The 2,882-nt window shown below is 46.6% G+C and carries 4 protein-coding genes; 3 read left to right on the top strand and 1 reads right to left on the bottom strand.

Translation table 11 applies throughout. The annotated features are described in order from the left end of the window. The 3 genes from RMO84_RS04130 to RMO84_RS04120 form a co-directional block, all read left to right on the top strand. The coding region (locus RMO84_RS04130) for a calcium-binding protein (RefSeq protein WP_396135766.1) at positions 1-1,011 on the top strand (1,011 nt) is incomplete at its 5' end. A gap of 47 nt (positions 1,012-1,058) precedes the next feature. Then, positions 1,059-1,310 carry a hypothetical protein gene (locus RMO84_RS04125; RefSeq protein WP_310487211.1) on the top strand — a complete coding sequence of 84 codons (252 nt, stop codon included), beginning with the start codon at positions 1,059-1,061 and terminating at the stop codon, positions 1,308-1,310. 226 nt (positions 1,311-1,536) lie between these two features. Continuing rightward, positions 1,537-2,211, top strand: a complete 675-nt coding sequence (locus RMO84_RS04120) for a response regulator transcription factor (RefSeq protein WP_310487210.1) — start codon at positions 1,537-1,539, stop codon at positions 2,209-2,211. Here RMO84_RS04120 and RMO84_RS04115 read toward each other — a convergent pair. Then, positions 2,203-2,882, bottom strand: a 680-nt coding sequence (locus RMO84_RS04115; RefSeq protein WP_310487208.1) for a HAMP domain-containing sensor histidine kinase, incomplete at its 5' end; no start/stop codon positions are given. The genes RMO84_RS04120 and RMO84_RS04115 overlap by 9 nt on opposite strands.

Genomic DNA, 2,882 nt, shown 5'->3' with positions numbered 1-2,882 from the left:
CGCGAGTGTCAGGATCTTTTTCATGGCGATGCCTTTATTCCTGGAAAAGTGACAGTTGGTACTTATGAAACACCCGTTGTAACAGAACCTGGCAAGGTAGACTACGCTACTCGCAAGCATAGCTCGGGAATTCTCGCCGATTTTAGTGCTCTTTTGCCCGATACTAGCAATCCGACAATAGCTGGAATTCGTGCCATCAGCGATAAACCTGCGGATCTAACTCTATCTGAGATTTCTGTCGATGAACTCAATCAAGCTGACTTTAGCTGGGAAGGCAAAGACTGGCAGGTATTCAAGGAAAAATTGCAGGCGAATAATCCTAACCTAGCGCAGTTATTGACCGATCGACAAAATGTTGAAGAAGTACGTGACAATCTTGGAGCTGGTAATATCCTCAATCTAGCAGGTGAAGCAATTGCCGGTGTAAATCCAGTTTCGAGCGTTGGCGGAGCCTCTCCTACGGAGAATCGAGTAAATCAGCCTACTGCTGGGGACGATATTGTATTTGGTACCGATTGTAACGATACGATCGGTGGTCTTGCTGGTGATGACTACATTCGCGGCGGTGCTGGTAATGACATCCTCTTTGGTAATGAAGGTAAAGATGCCCTCATCGGTGGTACTGGCAACGAGTTTCTCTATGGTGGTGCGGGGGATGATATTCTCACCGGAGGCATGGGCAACGATCGATTTGTCTTTGGCGATGGGACACTTTTCAATGCCGCCTCTTTGGGCATCGACCGAATTAATGACTTTGCGCCTGGGGAAGATTCGATCGGTTTGAATAAGGCTACCTTTAACCTGTTCAACCAAGATTTTGGTAGTAACTTTGCCATCGTAACCGACGATGCTTCAGCGGCAACTAGTACTGCGGCGATCGTTTATAACAGCGGTAGCGGCAGTCTTTTCTATAATACTAATGGGATCGATGTTGGCTTCGGCGATGGTGGCCAGTTTGCCAGTCTCTTCGGTCAACCGGCCCTGTCGGCTTGCGACTTCAAACTCAGCTAATTTTTGGCTGAGTCGTGCGGAGTAGGATCGCTGTCAAGTCAATCCCGTTGGCGAGCTGTAATAAACGTGCAGCAGTAGCATTTTTTGAAAATGCTACTGCTGCCAGCATCACGATCGAGATGCGATCGATCTTTCAACCGATCGTCCAAGTTGGTGATGATGTCGCTCAGAAAACCGCCATCATTGCCACACTCGATCGAGTCGATCTCGTCCTCCTGGGCTGGCATCGCCCAACTTTTACAATAACCGATGGGGGAGTAGAGTCGCCCAAATGCTCGCCAATACTCCTGCCGACGTAGCCGTATTTATCGATGCTAGCCCCGATCCGAAGATCGCTCGATCGCACAATACTTTATTTGTCTCCTATACTAGCAATAATCACGATAATCTCGCTGTCAACAAAATTGCGCTAAGAATGCTCCGGAACTCTGAGCTTCACATTTCAAAATCGGCACTAAATTAATTGTGCGGTTCCACAGAGCGGAGGCTAACAGCCAGTAAATTTATTTTGTTACAAGATGTGAGATGACCGATACACCATTCCTAAAACCGCTCGATTTGCCACTCACGCCGTTGAGGATCGCGATCGTTGAAGACGATCCGCTGATGCGGATGGGATTAAAGCAGTTTCTAGAGGCACAGCCACAGATCGAGATTGTCAGCGAAACCGCTGACGGTTATGGCGCGATCGATGCAGTCAGTCAAATCGCAACTGACTTGGTAATTATGGATGTAGGATTGCCCCAATTAGATGGGATCGAAGCAACTCGCCAAATTAAAGTGAGGTTCCCACAGCTCCGCATATTGATGCTCACCTCTCATGGTGAAACAACAGAAATTATCGCTGCGTTATCTTGTGGCGCGGATGGTTATTGTATGAAAGGTACGAGTTTACCGCATTTATTAGGCGCGATCTCGGTTGTTAAAGATGGAGCCGTGTATCTCGATCCACAGATTGCTCGTGCGGCGATCTCTCATTTGCAACCCCCTCGCTCTAATCATCCTCAAGTTGCATTGTCGCCACGCGAATTAGAAGTCTTAGAACTGTTAGTCGATGGACATAGCAATCCTGAAATTGCCGATCGACTCTATGTTAGCCTGAGTACGGTCAAAGTTTATATTCGCAACATTATGAATAAGTTAGCAGTAGACGATCGGGTACAAGCCGCCGTAGTAGCATTACGATCGGGATTAGTTTGAAGTCTGACGATCGGTAATGGGTAGGGTAAACCAAAAAGTACTGCCCCGATCTACTTGGCTATTCACGCCAATTTCCCCTTGATGGGCGATGATAATTTGCTGACATAAGTATAGTCCCAATCCCAGCCCTGGCATTCGTTTAGATTTTTCACCTCTGGCGTAGAGTTTAAATAAATGGGGGATTTGAGTGCTGGGAATACCAATCCCATTATCGCGCACGTTACAGCACAGCCACTGCCGCTGTCGATTGGAGATCGTCTCGATGCTAATTTCAATTTGCGTACCACCTGGATTGTGTTTTAGCGCATTATCAATTAGATTATTAAAAACGCGCCACAGTTGAGTATTATCTGCATTTACCAGTGGCAAATTATTGGTTGTTGTTTTAGCTAGTGTCATTCGATGTTGACGAACGATCGGCATTAACTCGGCAATGATTCGATCGACTAAGGTATTTAATTGGATTGGTTGACAATGGATCGCAATCGTTCCCGTTTCTGCTGACTGTGCCGCTAATAGGGACTCAATTAGATTAATCTGTCGCTCGCTGCCTGCAAATAGTTGCTCTAAAATAGCCCGATCGAATGTTAGTTGTCGCTCTGACTTTTGCAATAAACCTTGCAACATTAATGACATACCCATAACTGGAGTTTTGAGATCGTGAGAGATCG

This window comes from Chamaesiphon sp. VAR_69_metabat_338, from assembly GCF_031423935.1.
GTDB lineage: Bacteria > Cyanobacteriota > Cyanobacteriia > Cyanobacteriales > Chamaesiphonaceae > Chamaesiphon.
The sequence above is the reverse complement of the archived record's forward strand: the minus strand, read 5'-3'. Positions and strand labels throughout refer to the sequence as shown.